At 54.2% G+C, this 22,513-nt stretch carries 24 protein-coding genes and 1 other annotated feature; of the genes, 8 read left to right on the forward strand and 16 right to left on the reverse strand.

Annotated features, from left to right (window positions below):
- Window positions 1–25 precede the first annotated feature (25 nt).
- Window positions 26–1,486, reverse strand: a complete 1,461-nt coding sequence (gene cls, locus ACX1CU_RS10935; RefSeq protein ID WP_459402566.1) for a cardiolipin synthase — start codon at window positions 1,484–1,486, stop codon at window positions 26–28.
- A gap of 229 nt (window positions 1,487–1,715) precedes the next feature.
- On the opposite strand from cls, the gene ACX1CU_RS10940 reads away from it, so the two are divergent.
- A complete protein-coding gene (locus ACX1CU_RS10940; RefSeq protein WP_459402567.1) occupies window positions 1,716–1,892 on the forward strand; it encodes a YciY family protein in 177 nt (58 codons plus the stop codon).
- Between the two features lie 44 nt (window positions 1,893–1,936).
- On the opposite strand, the gene ACX1CU_RS10945 is transcribed toward ACX1CU_RS10940, so the two are convergent.
- The gene (locus ACX1CU_RS10945; protein ID WP_459402568.1) at window positions 1,937–2,428 is read right to left on the reverse strand and encodes a Dps family protein; all 492 of its coding nucleotides are present in this window, start codon (window positions 2,426–2,428) and stop codon (window positions 1,937–1,939) included.
- 130 nt (window positions 2,429–2,558) lie between these two features.
- Window positions 2,559–4,031 (reverse strand): MFS transporter, encoded by a 1,473-nt coding sequence (locus ACX1CU_RS10950; protein WP_459402569.1) that lies wholly within the window; start codon window positions 4,029–4,031, stop codon window positions 2,559–2,561.
- Window positions 4,032–4,152: 121 nt separating this feature from the next.
- On the opposite strand from ACX1CU_RS10950, the gene ACX1CU_RS10955 reads away from it, so the two are divergent.
- Window positions 4,153–4,710, forward strand: coding sequence for a TetR/AcrR family transcriptional regulator (locus ACX1CU_RS10955; protein ID WP_459402570.1), 558 nt, complete (start codon window positions 4,153–4,155; stop codon window positions 4,708–4,710).
- A 126-nt stretch (window positions 4,711–4,836) separates the two neighbouring features.
- On the opposite strand, the gene ACX1CU_RS10960 is transcribed toward ACX1CU_RS10955, so the two are convergent.
- On the reverse strand, window positions 4,837–5,133 hold the full coding sequence (locus ACX1CU_RS10960; RefSeq protein WP_459402571.1) for a YciI family protein: 297 nt from the start codon (window positions 5,131–5,133) through the stop codon (window positions 4,837–4,839).
- Between the two features lie 270 nt (window positions 5,134–5,403).
- On the opposite strand from ACX1CU_RS10960, the gene tonB reads away from it, so the two are divergent.
- Complete coding sequence (tonB, locus tag ACX1CU_RS10965; protein WP_459402572.1) at window positions 5,404–6,138, forward strand: TonB system transport protein TonB; 735 nt, start codon at window positions 5,404–5,406, stop codon at window positions 6,136–6,138.
- 67 nt (window positions 6,139–6,205) lie between these two features.
- On the opposite strand, the gene yciA is transcribed toward tonB, so the two are convergent.
- Window positions 6,206–6,634 (reverse strand): acyl-CoA thioester hydrolase YciA, encoded by a 429-nt coding sequence (yciA, locus tag ACX1CU_RS10970; RefSeq protein WP_459402573.1) that lies wholly within the window; start codon window positions 6,632–6,634, stop codon window positions 6,206–6,208.
- Window positions 6,635–6,704: 70 nt separating this feature from the next.
- Window positions 6,705–7,244, reverse strand: a complete 540-nt coding sequence (locus tag ACX1CU_RS10975; protein WP_459402574.1) for a septation protein A — start codon at window positions 7,242–7,244, stop codon at window positions 6,705–6,707.
- A gap of 223 nt (window positions 7,245–7,467) precedes the next feature.
- Between ACX1CU_RS10975 and ACX1CU_RS10980 the strand changes: the two genes are divergently transcribed.
- Entirely contained in the window at window positions 7,468–9,171 is a 1,704-nt protein-coding gene (locus ACX1CU_RS10980; RefSeq protein ID WP_459402575.1) for a SulP family inorganic anion transporter, read from the forward strand.
- Window positions 9,172–9,219: 48 nt separating this feature from the next.
- Here ACX1CU_RS10980 and ACX1CU_RS10985 read toward each other — a convergent pair whose 3' ends face one another.
- A complete protein-coding gene (locus tag ACX1CU_RS10985; RefSeq protein ID WP_459402576.1) occupies window positions 9,220–9,972 on the reverse strand; it encodes a YciC family protein in 753 nt (250 codons plus the stop codon).
- A 32-nt stretch (window positions 9,973–10,004) separates the two neighbouring features.
- Complete coding sequence (locus tag ACX1CU_RS10990) at window positions 10,005–10,433, reverse strand: YkgJ family cysteine cluster protein (RefSeq protein WP_459402577.1); 429 nt, start codon at window positions 10,431–10,433, stop codon at window positions 10,005–10,007.
- 284 nt (window positions 10,434–10,717) lie between these two features.
- Here ACX1CU_RS10990 and ompW point away from each other — a divergent pair, with 284 nt between their 5' ends.
- Entirely contained in the window at window positions 10,718–11,359 is a 642-nt protein-coding gene (ompW, locus tag ACX1CU_RS10995; RefSeq protein WP_459402578.1) for an outer membrane protein OmpW, read from the forward strand.
- Window positions 11,360–11,488: 129 nt separating this feature from the next.
- Here the strand turns inward: ompW and trpA are convergent, their stop codons facing one another.
- From trpA to ACX1CU_RS11025, 6 genes are read right to left on the reverse strand one after another with little or no spacing between them, the layout of a single operon-like run.
- On the reverse strand, window positions 11,489–12,295 hold the full coding sequence (gene trpA / locus ACX1CU_RS11000) for a tryptophan synthase subunit alpha (RefSeq protein WP_459402579.1): 807 nt from the start codon (window positions 12,293–12,295) through the stop codon (window positions 11,489–11,491).
- Window positions 12,295–13,485: a tryptophan synthase subunit beta gene (gene trpB / locus ACX1CU_RS11005; protein WP_459402580.1), complete on the reverse strand. Its 1,191-nt coding sequence runs from the start codon at window positions 13,483–13,485 to the stop codon at window positions 12,295–12,297. The genes trpA and trpB overlap by 1 nt, the downstream gene beginning before the upstream one ends.
- A gap of 39 nt (window positions 13,486–13,524) precedes the next feature.
- Window positions 13,525–14,889 (reverse strand): bifunctional indole-3-glycerol-phosphate synthase TrpC/phosphoribosylanthranilate isomerase TrpF, encoded by a 1,365-nt coding sequence (trpCF, locus tag ACX1CU_RS11010; protein ID WP_459402581.1) that lies wholly within the window; start codon window positions 14,887–14,889, stop codon window positions 13,525–13,527.
- 3 nt (window positions 14,890–14,892) lie between these two features.
- Window positions 14,893–15,891, reverse strand: a complete 999-nt coding sequence (trpD, locus tag ACX1CU_RS11015) for an anthranilate phosphoribosyltransferase (RefSeq protein WP_459402582.1) — start codon at window positions 15,889–15,891, stop codon at window positions 14,893–14,895.
- A 16-nt stretch (window positions 15,892–15,907) separates the two neighbouring features.
- A complete protein-coding gene (locus tag ACX1CU_RS11020) occupies window positions 15,908–16,489 on the reverse strand; it encodes a glutamine amidotransferase-related protein (RefSeq protein ID WP_459402583.1) in 582 nt (193 codons plus the stop codon).
- Complete coding sequence (locus tag ACX1CU_RS11025) at window positions 16,489–18,051, reverse strand: anthranilate synthase component 1 (RefSeq protein WP_459402584.1); 1,563 nt, start codon at window positions 18,049–18,051, stop codon at window positions 16,489–16,491. The genes ACX1CU_RS11020 and ACX1CU_RS11025 overlap by 1 nt, the downstream gene beginning before the upstream one ends.
- A gap of 25 nt (window positions 18,052–18,076) precedes the next feature.
- Window positions 18,077–18,180, reverse strand: a sequence feature (Trp leader region).
- Between the two features lie 264 nt (window positions 18,181–18,444).
- Here ACX1CU_RS11025 and rnm point away from each other — a divergent pair.
- The 3 genes from rnm to rluB all read left to right on the forward strand — a co-directional run bounded on the left by rnm (window position 18,445) and on the right by rluB (window position 21,053).
- Window positions 18,445–19,332, forward strand: coding sequence for an RNase RNM (rnm, locus tag ACX1CU_RS11030; RefSeq protein ID WP_459402585.1), 888 nt, complete (start codon window positions 18,445–18,447; stop codon window positions 19,330–19,332).
- Between the two features lie 41 nt (window positions 19,333–19,373).
- Window positions 19,374–19,994 carry an L-threonylcarbamoyladenylate synthase gene (locus ACX1CU_RS11035; protein WP_459402586.1) on the forward strand — a complete coding sequence of 207 codons (621 nt, stop codon included), beginning with the start codon at window positions 19,374–19,376 and terminating at the stop codon, window positions 19,992–19,994.
- A gap of 153 nt (window positions 19,995–20,147) precedes the next feature.
- Complete coding sequence (rluB, locus tag ACX1CU_RS11040) at window positions 20,148–21,053, forward strand: 23S rRNA pseudouridine(2605) synthase RluB (protein WP_459402587.1); 906 nt, start codon at window positions 20,148–20,150, stop codon at window positions 21,051–21,053.
- Window positions 21,054–21,101: 48 nt separating this feature from the next.
- Here the strand turns inward: rluB and cobO are convergent, their stop codons facing one another.
- Both cobO and ACX1CU_RS11050 read right to left on the reverse strand, forming a co-directional pair.
- Window positions 21,102–21,692 (reverse strand): cob(I)yrinic acid a,c-diamide adenosyltransferase, encoded by a 591-nt coding sequence (gene cobO / locus ACX1CU_RS11045; RefSeq protein WP_459402588.1) that lies wholly within the window; start codon window positions 21,690–21,692, stop codon window positions 21,102–21,104.
- A 13-nt stretch (window positions 21,693–21,705) separates the two neighbouring features.
- Window positions 21,706–22,467, reverse strand: coding sequence for a YciK family oxidoreductase (locus tag ACX1CU_RS11050; RefSeq protein WP_459402589.1), 762 nt, complete (start codon window positions 22,465–22,467; stop codon window positions 21,706–21,708).
- Between the last annotated feature and the right edge of the window lie 46 nt (window positions 22,468–22,513).

The following is a 22,513-nucleotide window of genomic DNA, read 5'->3' on the forward strand; positions in this document are numbered from 1 at the left end:
TATTAAACCATGCCCGTAGCGGCTTTTACAGCAACGGACTGAAAAAGTAGAACAAGCGCTCGACGATACGATGCCAGAACGGGCGTTTCAGCCACTGTTGGCCATCCAGCAACTGCGAACGGGCGATATAATCATCTTGCACGCAGGCCAGATCGCTGCCGAAACCGGCGTCGTCGATCACCAGCGTGATTTCAAAATTCAGCCACAGGCTGCGCATATCCAGATTGACCGTGCCCACCAGGCTGAGCTGGCCGTCAACCAGCACGCTCTTGGTATGCAGCAATCCGCCTTTAAACTGGTAAATTTTCACCCCGGCTTCCAGCAATTCAGAGAAGAAAGCACGGCTGGCCCAGCGCACCATCATTGAGTCATTGTCGTGTGGGACGATGATGCTGACCTCAACGCCGCGTAGTGCTGCGGTACAGATGGCATGCAGCAGATCGTCACTGGGTACGAAATAGGGAGTGGTCATGATCAACTGTTCACGTGCGGAATAGACCGCTGTGAGCAGCGCCTGGTGGATCATGTCTTCAGGGAAGCCCGGGCCGGAAGCGATAACCTGAATGGTATGGCCGCTTTCCTGTTCGAACGGCATGATATTGACGTCGGGCGGTGGCGGCAGAATGCGTTTACCGGTTTCAATCTCCCAGTCACAGGCATAAACAATACCCATAGTGGTGGCCACCGGGCCTTCCGTGCGGGCCATCAGATCGATCCACTGGCCAACCCCCGCGTCTTGCTTGAAAAAGCGCGGATCAACCATGTTCATGCTGCCGGTATAAGCGATGTAATTATCGATCAGCACGATCTTACGGTGCTGACGCAAATCCATACGGCGCAGGAACACGCGGAACAGATTAACCTTGAGCGCTTCAACCACTTCAATCCCGGCGTTGCGCATCATGCCGGGGTAGGGGCTGCGGAAGAACTGCACGCTGCCAGCGGAGTCCAGCATCAGGCGGCAATGCACCCCACGGCGTGCGGCGGCCATCAAGGATTCCGCAACTTGATCCACCAGGCCACCCGGTTGCCAGATGTAAAAAACCATCTCAATATTGTGCCGTGCCAGTTCGATATCACGAATCAGCGCCGTCAGCGTGCTATCGGTGGTGGTGAGCAACTGCAACTGGTTGCCTTTGACACCGTCGATACCTTGCCGGTGATGGCAAAGCTGGAACAGCGGGCGAGCAACTTCGCTGTATTCAGTAGCAAAAATCCGGCGGCTTTCTTTCAGTTCATTCAGCCAACGGGCGGTTGAGGGCCACATGGCTTTGGCGCGCTCGGCCCGGCGTTTGCCCAGATGCAATTCGCCGAAAGACAGATAAGCGACGATCCCCACCAACGGCAGAATATAGATCACCAGCAGCCAGGCCATGGCGGAAGGAACCGTGCGTCGTTTCATAAGAATACGCAATGTGACCCCGGCAATAAGCAGCCAGTAGCCGAACACCAAAAGCCAACTGATTACATTATAAAATGTTGTCATAAAGACGAAAAATCCTGTTCGCAAACCACCAATAGTGAGTGTACGCACAGAACGGTAAAGGCGAAACCTTTTCCCTGCACTTAAGTTACATAAAAATGATTGACTAAAGGTACTTGCCGAAAATAAAAAACGGCAGCCCAACTGGCGAAAAAGCGGGTAATACGTGACTTGGATCGCTGGCTGAAAAGGCTATAATGCGCGCGGTTGGCATTGGATGGGTGGCATAACGATGAAACGCAGTAGAAACGAAGTGGGTCGCTGGCGAATGCTCCGGCTGCGCCAGCGCCGCAGGCACCATTGGCTGGAGCGTCAGTCATGCAGTAACCGGCATATTATTCGCGTACGCCGCCGGTTGGACGATCAGCATCGTCGCGCATTGTTGTTCGTCGTGGCTTACGAGTGGTAAAACAAAACAGTCCCGTTTTGGGACTGTTTTGCTCTCTACAGGGATTATTTACCCAGATAGGCGTTCAGCATCCACACCTGTTTTTCCTGCTGTTTGATGTAATCGCTCATCAGTGAAGAGGTGCCTTCATCGCCAGCGTCAGCGGCCAGCGTTAGTAGCTCACGCTGTTGTTGCAGCAGAACGGCGTAACCATTCAGTAAACCGCGCAGCGTGCCTTTATCATCGGTCACGTTGGTATCTTCTTTGATATCTGCGGTTTTCAGGTAGTCACTGAAAGCGTGACGTGGTTGTGAGCCCAGAGTCAGAATACGCTCTGCCAACTCATCGACCTTGAGCAGCAGATCGTTGTAAGTTTCTTCAAATTTAACGTGCAGTTCAAAGAAGTGCGGGCCGGAAATATTCCAGTGGTAACCGCGCACGTTCATATATAACACCTGATAGTTCGCCAGTAATGCATTCAGAGCGTCAGAGAGTTTTGCTGATTGTTTGGTATCCAGGCCAATATGAGTTTTCGCTGCTTTCTTTGCCGTTGCCATAATAATCTTCTCCTGATGGTTTGTTCCAATAATCTATACCGATACAGTAACTGGATTTATCTCAAGGTTAAAGACGATAACAAGTATCAATATAATCGTTTAAACCGATAGTGATAAAAGAGTAGAGCGTTTACCGACGCAGGGCGAATTTTAATACCCCGGCGCTCAGGCTCACCAGTATGGACGCAGCAATCAGCACGGCAATAAATGCCTGATCGAAGGCGGCGCGCGCCAGTTTGATCAGTTCTGCCGCCCTGTCAGCGCCCATATTACCCGCTAACCGCAATGCTTCATCAATGCTGTCATAGGCCAGATCGCCAACTGGCAGGCTATCTGGCAATGCCAGGCTGTGACTATAGACCGCGGTCATCAAGCCGCCCAGCAGAGTGATACCCAATACGCCACCTAGCTCCCAGGAAACGTCTTCAATAGAAGCCACCATACCGGCTTTCTCTTCGGGGGCGTTGAGCATGATGGCGGTAGAGGCGGCGGTAATGGCACCGCCAAGACCAAATCCGATCACAAACAGGCATATAAGCTGCATCACAATGTTGCCTTGATACCCCAGAACGACGCCAATAATCCCCAGCGCGGTGAGAACGAAGCCACCGATCAGCATACTGCGCTCGCCATAGCGCGGCATCAACATCCCGGCTAATGGGCCAGCCAGCGCAGATGCCACCGGAATAGGGAGAATAAACAGCGCCGCCAGTAAGGGGGACATCCCCAGTACCAACTGCAAACGCTGGCTTAAGACCAGTTCAACCCCCACCAGTGCGATCATCGACATGATCGCCACACCGACACCGCTGGCAAACATGCGGTTGCGAAACAGCGAGAAATCGATCATCGGATGCAGCGCTTGCCGCTGGCGACGGACGAATAGCGTAAGAAACAGGGTGCCGAGCGTGGCTGCAATCGCAAAGTCGCGTAATGAAAGGCTGGGTTTGCTCAGCTCTTTCAACGCATAGATAGCCGCAATCAGGCCGAGCATGATCTGTATTGAACCTATTACGTCACAGGGGCGCTTATTGTCGCCACCGCATTGCGGTATCCAATACCATGCCAGGGGCAATACCAGCATGACTACCGGAACGTTGATCAGAAATACCGCTCCCCACCAGAAATAGGCCAGCAAAGCTCCACCGACGACGGGCCCAAGCGCTGCGGCACCGGAGGCAACTGCCGCCCAGATACCGATGGCCAGCGAACGCTCGCGTTCATCGGTAAACACGTGGCGCACGATGGATAAGGTAGCGGGCATCATCATGGCAGCCCCGACCGCCAGAAACGCGCGCGCAGCAATCAGCCACTGGGCGCTGGGGGAGAAGGCGGCACATAGCGAAGCCAGAGCAAAGACCGGTAACCCGGCGATAAACATTTTCTTGTGGCCGATGCGATCGCTGAGCATGCCTGCACCCGGCAACAACCCGGCGACCACCAGTGGGTAGGCATTCACAATCCACAGTTTTTGTGAGGCGGTGGCATCCAGCGCCTGTGTCAGGCGTGGCAAGGCGGTGTAAAGTACCGTCATATCGGTAATGATTAAAAATAATGCGCTGGAGATCATAGCCAGGATCAACCAGCGGTTTTGGGCGTGCATAATCGTATCCTAAAAAACCGATAGCGCGGCTGCGCCATCTTGCGGTAACCACCCGGTTTCTGCGGTGGTATACTGAGTATAATATAAATCCATACGTTCGTATTGAAAAGGGGTTTTCTTAATGGGGCGTCAACGAAGCATCGATCGTGACAAAGTGCTGGACGCGGCAGAAGAGATCGTGGCTACCCAAGGTGCCGCTGGGTTAACCATTGATTCAGTGGCTAAAGCCATGGGGATTTCCAAAGGTGGAGTGCAGTATTGCTTCGGGAATAAAGATGCCTTGATTGATGCCATGTTCGAACGCTGGGGCAAAGCCTATGACCAGGTTTTTGACAGCATTGCGGGCAGCGATCCGGCACCGGTTACCATCGTTCAGGCGCATATGCAGGCCACTCGCAGTTCCGATCAGGCATCGAGCGCCAAGGCGGCAGGGCTAATGGCTACGTTAATACAAACGCCGGAACATCTGGACAGCACGCGTGAATGGTATCGTGGCCGTATCGCAGGGTTGGATCTGAACACTGAGCAGGGCAAAAAAGCCCGGCTGGCATTTTTAGCCACCGAGGGGGCTTTTATGCTGCGGTTCTTTGGCTTTATGGATATCGACCAGGCAGAGTGGGACGATATGTTTGCCGATATGCAAAAATGGGTTCTCAATGAAATGGTTCAACAAGATTAACCTATCGCAGCGATAGGTGGCGGCCACATCATTCGGGGAGTATGTTTAGCGAATAACTATTTACTAAACAAGAATTCCCTCGAAGAACCCACTTAGCCAGCCACCTCCGTGCTGGCTTTTTTTTGCTTAAAATACCTGCTTAAAAGGCTTTACCGTGACATCCGCATACACGCCAGCGGCGACGTAGGGGTCTTGTTCTGCCCAGGATTTTGCCGCTTCCAGAGACGCGAATTCTGCGATCACGGTGGAGCCGGTAAAACCAGCGCTGCCGGGATCGTTGCTATCGATCGCCGGGTTAGGGCCCGCAACCACGAGTCGGCCTTCATCACGCAGCGCCTGCAGACGTGCCAGATGTGCCGGACGAGCTTCCAGGCGTTTTTCCAGTGAGCCGGGTACGTCTTGTGCGTAGATCAGATAAAGCATATTTCACCTTTAAAATCATTGTTATAGAACGGTGAGGTAAAATTAGCGTAAAACCGGTGACAAGGGAACGCCAATCCGCACAATTTTGCGCAGATGGGAAGGAAAGGTTAAGAATGAGTGTGAAAAACGCAGGATAAAGGCGAGGCAGAGGTTAATATCCCTATGAGTTTGCTGGTTTTAGTGGTGATTAAAGCGATAGTTGGTCTTTCGTTATTGAATATGATAACCATTTGCATTTAAACTTGGCGGACCAGAGGAAAAAGAATCATTATGCCGCTAAAAAAGATGTTCCTTATTCGCCGTTTTTCCGTGCCAATTGTGCTCTCCGTTGGCTTGCACAGTGCCTTGGTGGCCGCCTTGCTTTATGCTTCGGTAAAAGAAGTAATGCAGTTGCCAAAGCAGGAAGATGCTCCAATCAGCGTCATGATGGTCAATATGGCAGCGTTGACGGAGCCACCGCCGCCTGCTGCTGTGGAACCTGAGCCACAGGTAGAACCTGAACCAGAACCGATCCCTGAACCACTGCCGGTGCCGGTGCCGGTAGCGATCCCGAAACCTGAGCCTGAAAAACCCAAGCCCAAACCCAAACCGAAGGTTGAAAAACCGGTGAAGCGTGAAGTGAAGAAAGCTGAACCGCGTGAGCCTTCTCCTTTTGAGAGTGATTCACAGGCTAAACCGATCGATAACGCACCGATCAAACAGGCACCTGCCGCGCCAGCGCCGGGTAACTCGCGCGAGTTGGGGCCAAAAGCGCTGAGCCTGTCTAAGCCGATGTATCCGCCACGGGCCTTGGCGTTGCAAATTGAGGGTAAGGTGAAAGTGCAGTTTGATGTCGACAGCGACGGGCGCGTGACGAATCTCCGTATCCTGTCGGCAGAGCCGCGCAACATGTTTGAACGGGAAGTGAAGCAGGCGATGCGTAAATGGCGTTATGAACCTAAAACGGCACAAAGTCTGACAAAAACCATTATCTTTAGAGTGGACGGGTCAACCGATTTGAATTGATTGCCGCCGATAATAAAAAAGGGCTGCCTTATTTATCTGGCAGCCCTTTTAAGCGTTTCTGGCGCGCTTATTCTTCTTCGGCGTCAACGCGGAAGTTCATTTTACCATCCGGCAGGGCGCGAGGGCTACCAACCGCATCAACTGCGACATAGGTGAATACCGCTTCAGTGGCACGATAGCGCTGGCCAATTGGGGCAGAGGAGACCTTCTTCACCCACACCTCAATGTTAACGGTAATCGAACTGCGGCCGGTACGGATGCAACGGGCATAGCAGCAGACCACATCGCCAACTGCCACCGGTTTCAGGAAGGTTATCCCGTCGACGCGCACGGTCACCACGCGCCCTTCAGCAATCTCTTTTGCCTGGATTGCACCGCCAATATCCATTTGCGACATCAGCCAGCCACCAAAAATATCGCCGTTGGCGTTGGTATCCGCTGGCATCGCCAGCGTACGCAGCACCAGCTCTCCGCTGGGTAAAGGTTGTTGTGTCATCACTGTCTGCTTATCAAAAAGGAATCAAATTAATACTGCCCATGGTAAATACCACGGGCATTAACACCGGCTATTTTTTTTGTTCTGCTGGCATATGCCGATAAATATAGACACCACTCAACAGGGTAAAGACTAGCGTCAGCGCGGTCAGGCCAAAGACTTTGAAGTTAACCCAAACGTCTTGCGGCAACCAGAATGCCACGTAGATATTGGCCAGCCCACACGCCAGGAAGAACAGCGCCCAAGCAAGGTTGAGATTGCCCCATACCTTATCCGGCAGCGTCAGTTCTTTACCCAGCATGCGCTGGATCAGCGGTTTTTTCAGGATCAGTTGGCTAACTAATAGCGCCAGTGCGAACAGGGTGTAGATCACGGTGACTTTCCACTTGATAAATAGATCGTTGTGGAATACCAGCGTCAAGGTACCAAATACCGCCACCATCACGAAGGTGATCAGCGTCATCTTCTCAACCTTGCGATATTTGATCCAGGTAAAGACTAAGGCCAGGGCGGTTGCAGCGATCAACGCGCCGGAAGCAACGTAAATATCGTAGAGCTTATAAAAAGCAAAAAAGACAATAAGTGGCAGGAAATCAAGAAACTGCTTCATAAATCAATCCATCAAAGGTTCATCGGCCGACTATACCGGATTCGGCGGGATCTGTGTACTGCGGGAAAGTGCTGATTATCGGCGTTTGGCCACCGGATTTCCGCTGGTTAGGCAGGAATTTGCATAACCTTACGATTCTCATCGTGGATTAATGGCGTATGCGGCTCGTACAATCGCCCAGTAAACGCAATAATAGACCGATAATTTACTATGGAAAATAGCTATGCAGTGGAAATCTCTCCAGGCGTTGACGCCTGGTTTGACACATTTGTTAGGGTATGAACGCAGTTGGTTGAAATCGGATATTCGTGCCGGATTATCGGTAGCGGCAGTGGCGCTGCCGGTGGCCATCGCTTATGCCGAACTGGCGGGTGTCAGCCCGGTGGTGGGGCTTTACTCCTGTATTTTGCCGATGATTGCCTATGCGATTTTCGGTTCGTCGCGCCAATTGATTGTCGGCCCAGATGCGGCCACCTGTGCGGTAATTGCCGCCGTGGTGACGCCGCTTGCCGCCGGGAATCTGGAGTTGCACTGGCAGCTGACTATCATGATGACCGCCATGATGGGGGCATGGTGCCTGCTTGCCAGCCGTTTCCGGCTGGGGGCGTTGGCCGATTTGTTATCCCGGCCGATTCTCAATGGGCTGCTGAATGGCGTGGCGGTGACCATAATTGTCGATCAAATCGGTAAGGTGACGGGATTTGGCACGCCTCCTGCGCAACTGATCGAACGTATTTATGCGTTACCCGGTAACTTATTGCACAGTGACTGGCTGACCATCGGCGTCTCTTTGCTGACGCTATTAATGCTATTTGGTGTTAAAAAGCTGCGGCCGAACTGGCCTGCGCCGCTGTTTGCCATCGTATTAGCGACCTTCGTCACTTGGGCTGGTAATCTGCAACAGCACGGTATTATCACCGTCGGCGGCTTCAGCGGTATGTTGCCCATCGTCCAGTGGCCAGATTTTCAGCCAGGATTGCTGCGTGACATGGTGATCCCGGCATTGAACCTGGCGGTGGTGAGCTTTGTCAGTATGATGCTGACCGCCCGTAGCTTTGCGGCAAAAAATGGTTACGAGGTGAATGCTGATGCGGAGTTCCGCGCGCTGGGCCTGGTAAACATTGTTTCTGCGCTGTCGCAAGGGTTTGCTATCAGCGGTGCCGATTCGCGTACGGCGGTAAATGATGCTAACGGTGGCAAGAGTCAGTTGGTTTCGATCATTGCTGCCGTGGTGATCGCCATTGTGCTGCTGTTCCTGACCGAGCCGCTGCAGTTTATCCCCGTTGCTGGTTTGGGCGTGGTGCTGATGTATGCCGCCTGGTCGTTGATCGACATCCGGGGGATCTGGATTTTGCGCCGCCGCAACGCGCAGGCGTTTCGTCTGGCGGCCTTTACCTTCCTTTGCGTGTTGCTGGTGGGGGTGATCAGCGGTATCGGTCTGGCGGTTTTACTTGGATTGATGCAATTCTTGCGCACCGTCTTCCGCCCGACCGAGCAACTGTTGGGCGTTAACGACGAAGGCATGATCCACTCGATGGGGAATAACAACGGCGTGAAGGCCGTTTCAGGCGTGATGATGTATCGCTTCAATTCACCGCTGACCTATTTTAACGTGGCTTACTTCAAGCGCCGGATCCTCAACTTGGTGGACGGCACGCCGTTCCAGCCGCGTTGGGTAGTAATTGATGCGGTCGCCAGCTTTACCCACGCAGATATCAGCGTGTTGGCGGCAATCGATGAATTGAAACGCGATCTGTTACAGCGTAACGTAAAATTGGTGCTGGCAGGGCGGCGTACTGAATTGACGCGCTGGTTCCGTATCAACCGAGTGGGGCGCGATCAGGATCTGATTCTGGTGCCTGATCTCTATTTGGCTTTAAAGCTGATTCAAAGTAAGGAGCAGGCGGAGCCCACTGTGGCACCATAAGCAAAAAGGGCACGCCGAAGCGTGCCCTTTGACATATCCAACGAATAATCAGTCGCGCAGCAACATATACAGGCGGGACAGATAAACCAGCAGCAGTGCTGAAACCAGATTACTCAGTGCGGTCAAAACCACGCTGGCGACGTTTGGCGTCAGAACAGACAAATGGCTGACCATGAACAGCACCAGCAGTTTGGCAGCCAACCACAGCATCATTGCCGGAACAATCACGCGAGCGTTGGCGAAGGCCAGCTTGCAGCTCAACTTCATTGAGGCAAGTACGCCTTTGTTGTCAGCAAGCGAAATCACCGGTGCCAGCGAGAATGATATCGCCAAGATTACGCCGGGCACGATGAACAGCGTTAAACCGAGCTGGATCAGCAGGGTGCAGACAAACAGCAGCAACAGCAAACGCGGCAGTTGCGGCGCAGAGATGCCGATAGCGCGCAGTGCACTGGTGCGCGCACCTTGAGAAATCAAGCGGATCAGTGTCAACATCCCACCCACCAGCAATACGTTACCTACCAAGGCAGAAAACGTCGCGGCAGCAGAGACTTTTAACAACACCATTTGTTGCTCTGGTGTCATTTGCTGAATGATTTCCTGAATTCCCATACCGGCGGTCGAGGTAAAATCACTTTCCGTCGCACTCAAAAGTTTCAACTGCTCAACATCAGGGCTGAAAGCCTGATTGAGCAGCACCGAAATGAGCCCGGTCAACAGAGCCAGCAAGAGGATGCTGGCCAATTGATTACGGAAAAAGTTAAAACTGTCACGGTACAACGTGTTGGCCGTGATAGGCATGCAGACTCCTTGGCGTCGAGAACAGAGATAAATCAGTGGGTAATTGTACCTTGTTCCGTGCCGCTGTGGCACCCCGTGAGTTGCACAGCGCCTATTTCTTCGGCGATTAGCCTATTCGGTACCAGTAATAGCAGCGGCGGCAGGTTATAACCTGCACGGGCGCGATCGCAGGCCTCATTATGCAAGCCATTGTTCCCAGACTGCTCGAACTCCCTGCACGGGCTTGGTCGGTTAAGGTAGATCGAACAGAAGACAGCCTGACCGATTTCACCTTGCAGCGCTTTACAGCGTGGGGATCGGCTATTGGTGCCCTGCATACAGCGCAGGAAAGGGGGTAATGGCTCGGTAACCAATAGAGGAACGGTGCCGCCGCCGTCTTCCGCTTCGGCCCAATAGAATGACACTCGAAAATAGCCGCAGCATGCGCCGCAGCTGACACAGGGATTTTGAATTTCGCTCATCTTGATTGCTCACTGATTCCTTGCGGGCACGAACCAAAACCAACATGAATGACGAAACTACTCAGCAACCATTTCTTTAGCAACTGAAATTTAAGTGCGTATCATTTTTGCAACAAGCGGCCTTTTTTGATTTAGATCAATTCTTGATTTATTAGTGGCTTAGATATCCTTGTTTTTGGTATGAATTTAAATTTTTACACATAAGATGTGATCTCGATTGGATCATAAATACCCGTTAATAGGTATATTCGTCGAGACTGTAAACCACACAAATGGAATGGATAATGAAAAAGACAACTCTGGTGGTATTGGCGGCTATGATGGCGCCCATGTTGGCAAGTGCGCATCAGGCAGGTGATTTCTTGTTCCGTGCGGGCACCGCAACCGTGCGTCCAAACGCGGGCTCGGATAATGTTCTTGGTCAGGGATCGTTTGGTGCCAACAATAATACTCAGTTGGGCCTGACCTTCGGTTATATGGTCACGGACAATATTGGTGTTGAACTGTTGGCAGCAACGCCGTTCAGCCACAAAGTGTCCCTGAAAGGCAGCGCTGTAAACGGCGATATCGCTACCATTAAACATCTGCCACCGACGCTGATGGCACAGTACTATTTTGGTGACAAGCAGGACAAACTGCGCCCTTATCTGGGTCTTGGCCTTAACTACACCATGTTCTTTGATGAAAAATTCAATGACTATGGTAAGAGTGCTGGGTTGAGCAATCTGGATCTGAAAAACTCTTGGGGCGTAGCGGGCCAGGCTGGTCTGGATTACAACCTGGATAAGAACTGGATGTTGAACATGTCGGTGTGGTGGATGAATATCGAAACTCAAGTCCGCTTTGACGCTGGTGATCAACATCAAAATATTGATACGCGTCTGGATCCGATCGTATTTATGTTCGGGGCGGGTTACCGTTTCTGATGTAGTTTTGCAGAGGAGGCACCGCCTGGTGCCTCCCCTTGTAGTATTTGATTCGCCTATCGTTTTTACAAACCTACTCTGAACGCACCTGTTACCGGGCACAACTGTTGCACCCGGTGAATGAGGGGATCAGGCGAGGGTAGCCGCTTTCATTTCACGAACAAATTTACCCAACTTGGCCAGCATCTCTGCGGGTTGTGTCTGGTTTTGTTCGATGATTTTGACAATCGCCGAACCGGAGATCGCCCCGGCAGCGCCAGATTGCAGCGCATCTTTTACCTGCGAAGGTTCAGAAATACCAAAGCCCTGCAACGGCGGTGCCGCATGGTATTCCCGTAGTTTGTTCACCAGATGATGCAGCGGTAATTGCGCCCGGCTTTCCGTGCCGGTGACCCCAGCGCGTGACAGCAGATAGGTATAACCGCGGCCATGAGAAGAGATCTCACGCAGCAGATCGTCGTCGGCATTCGGCGGGCAGATAAAGATCGGCGCGATGCCGTGGCGCGTTGCCGCCGCGCGGAACGGTGCCGACTCTTCGAACGGTACGTCGGCGATCAGCACTGAGTCCACGCCAACCTCTGCGCAACGCTGATAAAAGACGTCGATGCCTTTGTGAAACACCAGATTGGCATACATCAGCAGGCCGATGGGAATGGTCGGGTGTTTCTGGCGGATTGCCGCCAACATTTCGAAACAGTGGGTTGGCGTTACGCCAGAGGCGAAAGCGCGCAGGGCAGCACCTTGGATGGTAGGGCCATCCGCCAATGGATCGGAGAACGGGATCCCCAGTTCCAACGCATCGGCACCGTTTTCCACCAGAGTATCGATGATTTGCAGCGACAACGTTGGGTTAGGATCGCCCAGGGTGACAAATGGCACGAACGCGCCTTCTCTGTTGCCTTCCAGGCGTTTAAACAGCTGCTGGTAACGTTCCATCAGATTTCTCCCCGAGCTTTCAGAATATCGTGAACGGTAAATATGTCTTTGTCGCCGCGGCCGGACAGGTTAACCACCAGAATTTGTTCTTTCTCTGGCGTTTCACGAATCATTTTCAGCGCATAGGCCAAGGCGTGGGAAGACTCCAACGCCGGGATAATGCCTTCGTGGCGCGACAGCTCTTTGAAGGCTTCCAGCGCCTCATCATCGGTAATCGACACATATTCTGCGCGGCCGATGCTGTTCAGATACGCGTGCTGTGGCCCGACGGAAGGGAAGTCCAGCCCGGCAGAAATCGAGTAAGACTCTTCGATCTGCCCTTCAGAGGTTTGCATCATCGGGGATTTCATACCGAAGTAGATGCCAACATGGCCGTGTTTCAGCGGCGCGCCGTGTTGACCGGTTTCGATCCCCAAACCAGCCGGCTCAACGCCGATCAGGCCAACGCTGGCGTCGTCGATAAAGTCGGCAAACATGCCGATGGCGTTGGAACCGCCGCCAATACAGGCCAGTACCGCATCTGGCAGGCGGCCTTCGCGCTCCAGCATCTGAGCTTTGGTTTCTTCGCCGATCATGCGCTGGAACTCACGCACGATGGTCGGATAAGGGTGTGGGCCTGCGGCGGTACCGAGCATGTAGTGGGCTTTATCGTAACTGCCAGACCAGTCGCGCAGCGCTTCGTTACAGGCATCTTTCAGCGTGGAAGAACCGCTGTGCACCGGGATCACTTCTGCCCCCATCAGGCGCATACGGAACACGTTTGGCGACTGGCGTTCAATGTCTTTGGCACCCATATAGATGCGGCACTTCAGCCCGAGCAGTGCACAGGCCAGCGCGGAAGCTACGCCGTGTTGGCCAGCGCCGGTTTCCGCAATGATCTCGGTTTTACCCATACGCTTGGCTAGCAGCGCCTGGCCCAGCACCTGGTTGGTTTTGTGCGCACCGCCGTGCAGCAGATCTTCACGTTTCAGATAGAGTTTGGTTTTGGTGCCTGCGGTGAGGTTTTTGCACAGTGTCAGTGCTGTCGGGCGGCCTGCGTAGTTTTTCAGCAGATCGATAAACTCTGCCTGAAACTCAGGATCGCGCTGTGCGCTGACAAAGGCTTCTTCAAGTTGTTTCAGGGCCGGCATCAGAATTTGTGGCACATACTGACCACCAAATTCGCCGAAGTAGGGGTTAAGCAGCGTCATGATGTTTCCCGTTGTTATCCGTTAAATTTATATTCGCAATCAGTAAGCGCGCAGAGCCTGGAATACTGCCGCCAAACGCGTGGCATCTTTGATGCCGGGCTGGCTCTCTACGCCGGAGTTAAAGTCGAGGCCCGCGCAGCCGAGCTGGGCTGCGGCAGCACAGTTGTCTGCGCTCAAACCACCGGCCAGCATCACATTGCTCAGCGTTTCCCCTTGCAGTAGCGCCCAATCGAAGCGTACCCCGGTACCACCGGCACCGTTATCCAGCAGGTAACGATCGACATGCTGCAGATCGCGGGCTGGCAGGCGGTCTTTCACGCTTAACGCTTTCCAGATCTGGCAGGATGCGGGAAGCTTGCCACGCAGGGCGCTGATGTAAGCCTGGTCTTCTGCACCGTGCAGTTGTACGGCATGCAGGCCGAGCTGCTCGGCGGTTTGCACCAGGGTATCGAACGGCGCATCGCAGAACACGCCGACGTATTTCAGTGGTGCACCGGCAATCACTTCGCGGCCACGGGCAATATCGATGCAGCGCGGTGAGCGGCCAACGAAGATCAGCCCACCGTAATTGGCACCGGCCTGATAGGCGGCAGCGGCATCCTGTGGCCGGGTCAGGCCACAGACTTTATTATCACCGAGGATCACCCGGCGTACCGCGCTGCGCAGATCGCTTTCCGACATCAGCGCACTGCCGATCAGGAAACCATTGGCAAAGTGGCTGAGCTCGCGGATCTGGCCGTAGTTGTTGATCCCTGATTCGCTGATCACCGTAACGCCCTGCGGCACCAGTGGGGCCAAGACGCGGGTGCGATTGAGATCGATAGAGAGATCGCGTAGATCGCGGTTGTTGATGCCGATCACCTGGGCTTCAAGCTGCACCGCGCGTTGCAATTCTTCTTCGCTGATCACTTCGGTCAGCACGCCCATATTCAGGCTATGGGCCACAGTGGCCAACTGACGATACTGTTCATCATTCAAGACCGACAGCATCAGTAAAATGGCATCGGCCTGATAATAACGCGCCAGATAGATCTGGTACGGGTCGATAATGAAATCTTTGCACAATACTGGCTGAGTGACGGTTTTGCTCACCAGCGGCAGAAAGTCGTAGCTGCCCTGGAAGTATTTTTCATCGGTGAGCACGGAGATCGCCGAGGCAAAATCCTTGTAGACCGCAGCAATTTCCACCGGATCAAAATTCTCGCGGATCAATCCTTTAGAAGGCGATGCCTTTTTGCATTCAAGAATAAATGCCGTTTGGGGACCTTGCAGCGCCTGATAAAAACCACGGTTGCTTGGGACGATATCATTCTGAAAGCTGGCCAGTGGCTGTTGTTGGCTTCGTGCCGCGACCCATTGCGCTTTATCACGAACAATCCTGTTGAGCACGGTTTCCTGCTGCATTACTTATCCTCTTGCTGCCAAAGCGGTGACGCGGCCATAGGCCTGCCCGCTGTGAATCATGTCCAATGCCTGTTGCGCGTTGTGGCGCAGATCTTCCTGCCCAAATAACTTCATCAGCAGCGCGACGTTAGCGGCGACCGCTGCGGCGTGAGCCGGGTCACCGTTACCTTGTAACAACCTTGCCAGAATGTCACGATTTTCTTCCGGTGAACCGCCCAGCAAGGAGTCCAGCGAATGGCTTGCCAATCCAAAGGATTTTGGCGTCAGTTGATAGCTTTCGATCTCACCACTATTCAGTTCAGCCACGTGAGTCGTGGTGTGAATGGCGACTTCGTCCATCCCGCCGCCGTGCACCACGGCAGCACGGCGATAGCCCAGTACACGCAGGGTTTCGGCGATGGGTAACACCAGTTCCGGGCTGTATACCCCAATCAGCGCCAGCGGTGGGCGGGCCGGGTTAATCAACGGGCCGAGCACGTTGAACACCGTGCGGGTTTTTAGCTGTTGACGTACCGGCATCGCATGGCGGAAGCCGGTGTGATACTGCGGCGCAAACAGGAAGCACACGCCAAGCTCGTCTAACGCCTTGCGGGATTCTTCGGCTGGCAGATCCAGGCGGATGCCAAACGCCGCCAGCAGATCGGAAGATCCAGAACGGCTGGATACGCTGCGGTTGCCGTGTTTGGCGATTTTGGCTCCGCAGGCCGCAGCGACAAAGGCGCTGGCCGTTGAAATGTTAATGCTGTTGGTGCCGTCGCCGCCGGTGCCGACGATGTCTGCAAAATCATAATCCGGCCGTGGGAATGGCAGCGCGTCATCCAGTAACGCTCTGGCTGCGCCTGCGATCTCTTCGGGGCGCTCGCCGCGGATCTTCATGCTGATCAGCGCAGCGGCCAATTGGCTGTGCTCCAGTTCACCGCGCATGATGGCGCTGAACAGCTGTTGGCTTTCCTGCTGGTCCATCGACTCTGATCGATACAGCTTTTCAAGAATAGGTTGCATAGTCATTTTCTCTTAATTATTTCGCCAGAGCCCAGGCGAGAGTCTGCTCAAGCAGACGCGCACCCTGGGTAGTCAGAATCGATTCGGGATGGAACTGGAAACCACATACGCGATGGCGATCGTGACGCACCGCCATCACCATGTCACCGAAGCGGGCGTTCACCGCCAGCTCCGTTGGGATATTACTGCCGACCAGCGAGTGGTAGCGGGCGACCGGCAGTGGATTGGGCATTCCGGCAAACATGCCTTCACCATCATGCGTAATGGCGGAAGCTTTACCGTGCAGGATCTCGCCGGCCTGGCCAACGTGGCCGCCGTAGGCTTCAACAATCGCCTGATGGCCAAGACAGATACCGATAATTGGCATCTGGCCGCGCAACCGTTGCAGCAGTTCCGGCATACAGCCAGCGTCTGCCGGGGTGCCAGGGCCGGGCGACAGCATCAGCACCGGTTGTTCCATCTGCTGAAGCCGTTCAACGATGAGATCGGCGGCAATCTGGTTGCGGTAAATCACTACCTGATGACCACTGGCGCGCAGTTGATCAACCAAGTTGTAGGTAAAGGAATCGACGTTATCGAGCAACAAGATATCGGCCATTAGAACACCTCCTTGGCCTGATGCGCGCTGGCGATGGCACGCAGCACGGCGCGTGCTTTATTACGGGTTTCATCGGCTTCTGCCTGAGGAACGGAATCCAGCACCACACCGGCACCGGCTTGCACGGTGGCAATGCCGTCCTCAACATAGGCTGAGCGGATGACAATACAGGTATCGAGATCGCCGTGAGCGGTGAAATACCCAACCGCACCGCCGTAGCTACCACGGCGCGAACCTTCAGAAGCAGCGATTAACTGCATGGCGCGCACTTTTGGTGCGCCGCTCAGGGTGCCCATGTTCATGCAGGCCTGATAGGCGTGCAGCACGTCGAGATCGGCACGCAGGGTGCCGACCACGCGGGAAACCAGGTGCATCACGAAGGAGTAACGGTCAACTTTGGTCAAATCTGCCACATAGCGGCTGCCCGCTTCGCAGATACGCGCCAGATCGTTGCGCGCCAGATCGACCAGCATCAGGTGCTCGGCCAGCTCTTTGTGATCGGTACGCATTTCCAGTTCGATACGGCTGTCGAGATCCAGATCCAGAGAACCATCGGCACGGCGGCCGCGCGGACGGGTACCGGCGATCGGGTAGATTTCGATCTGGCGGTTGCAGGCATCATATTTCAGCGCGCTTTCTGGGGAGGCACCAAACAGGGTGAACTCGTCATCCTGCATGAAAAACATATAAGGGCTTGGGTTACTGTCTTTCAGCGTTTGGTAAGCCGCAAGCGGTGCCGGGCACGGCAGTGAGAAACGGCGTGAAGGTACCACCTGGAAGATCTCGCCATGGCGGATCGCCTGTTGCAGTTCGCTGACCACCGCGCCGTATTCTTCATCGCTCTGGTTACAGCTTAATTGCATATCTTCCAGTTTTTGCTGGGGGATCGCTTGGGGAACCTGCTTCAATTGCGCCTGAATCTGCTCAAGGCGCTGTTGCAAACGCTGCGTCTCGCTGCTTTCACCCGTGAATACGCTGGCCTGCAAGCGGGCAATGCTGCCTTGATGATCGAGAACCAGCAGAGTTTCTGCCAGATAGAAGCAGAAATCGGGGCAACGCTGATCGTGGCGCAGCTCCGGTAAATCTTCGAACCCGGCGACCAGATCATAGGCAAACAGGCCACCAAGCAGCATGGCTTCGCGTTCATCAGCCGGGGCATCGACCAGTGCCAGCAGCGTGCGCAGCGCGTCGAAAACCGACAGCGAACGCAGGCGCGCATCTTCATCCTGTACGGCGTCGATGGCAGGGAAGGTCAATTCACGAACATTAGGGCGCACCAGGTTCTGCACCTCAACCGGGAGCGCGTGGTCCAGCAACGGCAACAGTGCAGCGCCATTGATAGTCAGCGCCTGAATGGTGACTTTACGGCCCAGCGCGGTGATGCGCAGGGCGCTGTCGATCACTAGCAGGCTTTTCAGGTTTTGCTTGCTGGTGATATCTGCCGACTCCAACAGCAGGGTGGCCGGGCGTGCGCCACACAGCTGGTGGAAAATCGCTGTTGGATCGCCCCGGTAACCGGCCTGCGCCGTCAGCAGTTTGAGTTGTGGTTTGATGTTCATCATCGGTGTTTCCAGTTAAATTTTGTCCGTAAAAAAGCCCGCGTTACCAGCGGGCTTAGGGAATCTGCAGTGTCAGATGACAGGTATGCGTGATTACTCCGCCCGTGAAAGGGAGGTACGCCACCAACGAAGAAGAGAAGTTTGCTTAATCATCTTATGCTCTCTTGATTATCATCCAGCACGGTCATTACCGTGAACTTGTGTACTAGTAAACTAGTTCGAGAGTGTAAAGTCAACCCTCTTTTCACACAACAGCTTAGCCTCAGGTGTGAAATATTTTCATTAACATTTATCGCTGACGGGAAGTTGAGTGTGGAAGGTGCAAGGATAATAGATTTCCGTCCAACCTCGCATAACGGTTATGATAGAAAGCCAAGCCATTGCAGGATATTTCTTTTGACAGACAGCAGCCCACAGTCTTCCGCTTTTACCTTGTACGATCTCCATAGCCATACCACTGCCTCCGACGGCTATCTGACGCCGACGCAACTGGTACAGCGTGCCGCCGAGATGCGCGTTGGCGTACTGGCCATTACCGATCATGACACTATCGACGGTTTGGCAGAGGCCGCGGCGGCGATCGCGCAACAGGCTTTACCGCTGCAACTGGTCAACGGTGTGGAGATTTCCACCCTGTGGGAAAACCATGAGATTCATATCGTTGGTTTAGGCATGGACATTACCCATCCGGTACTGACTCAATTGTTGTCTGAACAGACGCAGCGCCGCAATCTGCGTGCGCAGGAGATTGGCGTGCGGCTGGCCAAAGCGCGCATTCCCGATGCTTACAGCGGAGCACAGCAACTGGCGGGGAAAGGCGCGGTTACGCGTGGTCACTTCGCCCGCTATCTGGTGCAAATCGGCGTGGCCGACAATATGGCGCAGGTATTCAAGAAATATCTCGCCAAAGGGAAAACCGGCTATGTTCCGCCACAGTGGTGTACAATAGAACAAGCTATTGATGTGATTCATCAATCTGGTGGGCAAGCCGTGATGGCGCACCCTGGCCGCTACGAACTGACGGCCAAGTGGCTCAAGCGTTTGCTGGCACACTTCGCCGAAAACGGCGGGGATGCGATGGAAGTGGCACAGTGTCAGCAGGCGCCGCATGAGCGCACGTTGCTGGCTAAATATGCTCAGGATTACCAATTATTGGCATCACAGGGCTCTGATTTTCATCAGCCCTGTTCGTGGATCGAACTGGGGCGGAAGCTGTGGCTTCCCGGCGGCGTTGAGCCGGTGTGGCGTGACTGGCCGCAGCAGGCGAAAACCGCAGCCCAATAAGCGTTCGCGTTGCCAGCATGTATTATTTTCAGGAGTAACAGATGAGCCAGTTATTTTATATTCACCCAGATAATCCGCAGCAGCGCCTGATTAACCAGGCGGTTGAAGTGCTACGCAAGGGCGGGGTGATTGTTTATCCAACGGATTCTGGCTACGCGCTGGGCTGCAAATTGGAAGAAAAGACGGCAATGGAGCGTATCTGCCGTATCCGCCAGTTGGATGGCAACCACAACTTCACCTTGATGTGCCGCGATCTGTCTGAACTGTCGACTTATGCCTATGTGGATAATGCGGCGTTTCGTCTGATTAAGAACAATACGCCGGGTAATTACACCTTTATTCTGAAAGCGACTAAAGAAGTGCCGCGTCGCCTGATGAACGACAAGCGTAAAACCATCGGCCTGCGTGTGCCTTCCAACCCTATCGCATTGGCATTGCTGGAAGTGTTGAACGAGCCGATGATGTCGACCACGTTGATGCTGCCGGGCAATGACTTTGCCGAGTCCGATCCGGAAGAGATCAGTGAGCACTTGGGCAAGCAGGTGGATCTGGTGATCCACGGTGGTTTCCTTGGCCAGCAACCGACTACGGTGATCGATCTGACTGAATCTGCACCGGAAGTGGTGCGTGAAGGGGCGGGCGATCCTACGCCCTTTCGATAAACACCCCGACGAAGGCGATTCCAACCTAGGATAAAGCCTGTATAATGAACGGTTGGTTTTAACCAAAAAGATTACTTTTGCGGCCACATTCCTACTGGGATGCGGCCGCAAAATCCCCCCGACGCCTGTGAAGGCGACACTAGAGGTTGCTCAATGAGCGAAAAGTTACAGAAAGTTTTAGCGCGTGCCGGTCATGGCTCGCGTCGTGAAATCGAAACCATAATTGAAGCTGGCCGTGTCAGCGTCGACGGTAAAATTGCCAAGCTGGGCGATCGTGTCGAAGTGACTCCTGCGATGAAAATTCGTATGGATGGTCATGTGGTCTCTATCAAAGAATCCGAAGAAGCGGTGTGCCGCGTTTTGGCGTATTACAAGCCAGAAGGTGAGCTTTGTACGCGTAGCGATCCCGAAGGCCGTCCAACGGTGTTCGATCGTCTGCCAAAGCTGCGTGGTTCACGCTGGGTGGCGGTAGGGCGCTTGGACGTCAATACCTCTGGCCTGCTGTTGTTCACCACCGATGGTGAACTGGCCAACCGCCTGATGCACCCAAGCCGCGAAGTTGAGCGCGAATATGCGGTGCGCGTGTTCGGCCAGATCGACGACGAAAAGCTCAAGCAACTGAGCAAAGGTGTACAGCTGGAAGATGGCCCGGCGGCATTCCGCACCATCACCTTCCAGGGTGGCGAAGGGATCAACCAGTGGTATAACGTTACCCTGACCGAAGGGCGTAACCGTGAAGTTCGCCGTCTGTGGGAAGCGGTTGGCGTTCAGGTCAGCCGTTTGATTCGCGTTCGCTACGGTGATATCGATCTGCCTAAAGGGATACCGCGTGGCGGCTGGACCGAGCTGGATTTGAAGGCGATCAACTATCTGCGTGAACTGGTGGAACTGAAGCCAGAAACCGTCAGCAAGCTGCCGGTTGAGCGTGAACGCCGCCGGGTGAAAGCCAATCAGATCCGCCGTGCGGTGAAGCGCCACAGCCAGGTTGCAACCGGCAGCCGCCGTGGTGCACCAGGCAGCAAGCCGGGTAAACCGGCAAAGCCTTCCAAACGTAGTTAAGATCTTGCCCGCATAGCCCTGCTGAACGGTAGGGCTATGCGCATTCTGTTACCAATCGATCCCTTGTTGTGCCTTGATCCCTGCGTCAAACGCGTGCTTCACCGGCCGCATTTCTGTGACGGTATCCGCCAGCTCCAGCAAATCACGGTGGCAACCGCGCCCGGTGATGATTACCGTCTGATGTGCAGGGCGCTGATGCAGTGCCTCCAGCAACTCCTCCAGCTCCAGATAGCCGTAGCTCACCATATAGGTCAACTCATCCAGCAGCACCAGATCCAGGTTGCTGTCAGCCAGCATACGCTTGCCATGTTGCCAAACGGCCTGACAGGCGGCGGTGTCACTCTCTTTGTCCTGGGTTTCCCAGGTAAAGCCGGTCGCCATGACCTGAAATTCCACACCATGTTGTTGTAGCAGGTTTTTCTCACCGTTTGGCCATTGGCCTTTGATAAACTGGATCACGCCAGCGTTCATACCGTGGCCCACCGCGCGCGTAACCGTGCCGAACGCTGCCGTGGTTTTGCCTTTACCGTTGCCGGTAAATACCATTAATAAACCGCGCACGTCCTGAGCGGCGGCAATGCGTGCATCCACCTGTTGTTTCAAACGTTGCTGACGCTGCTGGTGACGTTCTTCAGCCATTTAAATAGGCTCCTTATTCGGCTGCGCCGGGTTTGCGGTTAGGTTGGGCATCAAAGCTGATGCCGGTTTTACGGCGGCTGTCATCGCCCATCAGATACAGGTATAACGGCATGAGCTCGGCCGGGGTTTTCAGCTTGCTTTTGTCTTCATCAGGAAAAGCAGATGCGCGCATTTGCGTGCGTGTTCCACCTGGATTGATGCAATTTACCCGCAAGTTATGCGTTTTATACTCATCTGCCAGTACCTGCATCATCCCCTCGGTGGCGAATTTGGAAACCGCATAAGCGCCCCAATTGGCACGCCCCATACGGCCCACGCTGGAACTGGTAAAAATCAGAGAGCCTGAGCTGGATTTCAGCAGCAACGGCAGCAACGCCTGAGTGAGCATGAAAGTGGCGTTGACGTTGACTTGCATCACCTCGTTCCACATTGTCATCGAAAGCTCGGCCATGGGGGCGATATCGCCCAGCAACCCGGCATTGTGCAACACACCGTCGAGGCGTGGCACTTTGGCTGCTAATTCGTTGGCTACCTGCTGGCATTGCTCGGGAGTGAGATGCAGTAAGTCGAGCGTAATAATCTGGGCTGGTGCGCCGCCGCCAGCGGCAATTTCCGCCTGTACCGCCCGCAGCTTACTCTCAGTACGCCCCAGCAATATCAGCTGCGCGCCAAAACGTGCGTAGGTCAATGCTGCTTCACGACCAATGCCGTCACCCGCGCCAGTCACTAGGATAATGCGTTGTTCGAGTAGGTCATGTTTCGGTTGGTAATGCACAATAGCTCCTCGCGCAGGGAGTGCCGATGGTTGTGTAGGGGATCAT

This window comes from Serratia sp. D1N4, from assembly GCF_054552755.1.